The organism is Streptomyces sp. adm13(2018), from assembly GCF_008042145.1.
Classification (GTDB): domain Bacteria; phylum Actinomycetota; class Actinomycetes; order Streptomycetales; family Streptomycetaceae; genus Streptomyces.
Genome location: NZ_RDBH01000168.1, coordinates 1 through 1144, shown reverse-complemented (window position 1 = coordinate 1144; position 1144 = coordinate 1). Strand labels below are relative to the sequence as shown.

The following is a 1144-nucleotide window of genomic DNA, read 5'->3' as shown; positions in this document are numbered from 1 at the left end:
GGTGGCGGACCTTCTGCCGCGGATGGGACGTCGCATGCTATCTCCTGGGTGGGGAGGGTGGGGGGTGCGACAAGCTCGTGCGGTCGTGCGGTGTTCGCGTGGTGCGGTGCTGGCCCACATGGTGGGCCTGTGTCATGGACCGGTCAAGACGCGGAGTTCGGCCATACTGTCCCGCGTGGGGACCCTCATCGGTAGATACGTCATCGAGCACAAGCTAGGCGAAGGCGGCATGGGCACCGTCTATCTGGCCCGATCGCGCGGCGGGCGCGCCGTGGCCGTCAAGGTGGCCCGGCCGGAACTCGCCGCCGACCCCTCCTTCCGCGCCCGGTTCCGCGCCGAGGTCGCCGCCGCCCGCCGGGTCGGCGGCTTCCACACCGCCCAGGTCGTCGACGCCGACCCCGACGCCGAGGCGCCCTGGCTCGCCACCGCCTACGTCCCCGGGCCCACCCTCGCGGCGCTCGTCACCGCGGACGGCCCCATGGACGAGGGCCGGCTGCGCTCCCTCGGCGCCGCCCTCGCCGAGGCCCTGGAGGCCATCCACGCCTGCGGTCTCGTCCACCGCGACCTCAAGCCCGGCAACATCGTCATGGCCCCCGACGGGCCCCGCGTCCTCGACTTCGGCATCGCCCGCGCGCTGGAGTCCACCCGGCTCACCGCCACCGGCTCCGCCTTCGGCACCCCCGGCTACCTCGCCCCCGAACAGGCCCTCGGCGAGGCGGTCACGGGCGCGGCGGACGTCTTCGCGCTCGGCGCGGTGCTGGTCGCGGCGGCGGGCGGCCGCCCCTTCGGCGAGGGCACCCCGATGGGCCTGATGTACCGCGCGGTCCACGAGGAGGCCGACCTCGCCGCCGTACCGGAGCCGCTGCGGGACCTGGTGGGCCGCTGCCTCGCGAAGGACCCGGCAGGACGCCCGACGCCGGAGGAGATCCTGGACGCACTGGGGGAGGGAGTGGCGGAGGCGGTGCCGGAGGGACTGGCGGAGGGCGGTGCGCCGCCGCCGACCGTCCTGGACGCGCCCGCGACCCCGCCGCGCCGAGGGCCTGTTCGGGGGCGAGGTAGCCGGGGGTGCCGAAGGCGGAGCCGGTGGCGGTGAGCCGGGTGGACTCCAGCGCGCGGGCGATGCCGAAGTCGAGGACGCGGGGCC

The 1144-nt window shown here is 76.0% G+C and carries 1 pseudogene; it reads left to right on the top strand.

Annotated features, from left to right (window positions below):
• Nucleotides 1-118: 118 nt before the first annotated feature.
• Nucleotides 119-1042 (top strand): annotated as a pseudogene (locus tag EAO70_RS35095) (serine/threonine-protein kinase); the annotation flags it as partial.
• Between the last annotated feature and the right edge of the window lie 102 nt (nt 1043-1144).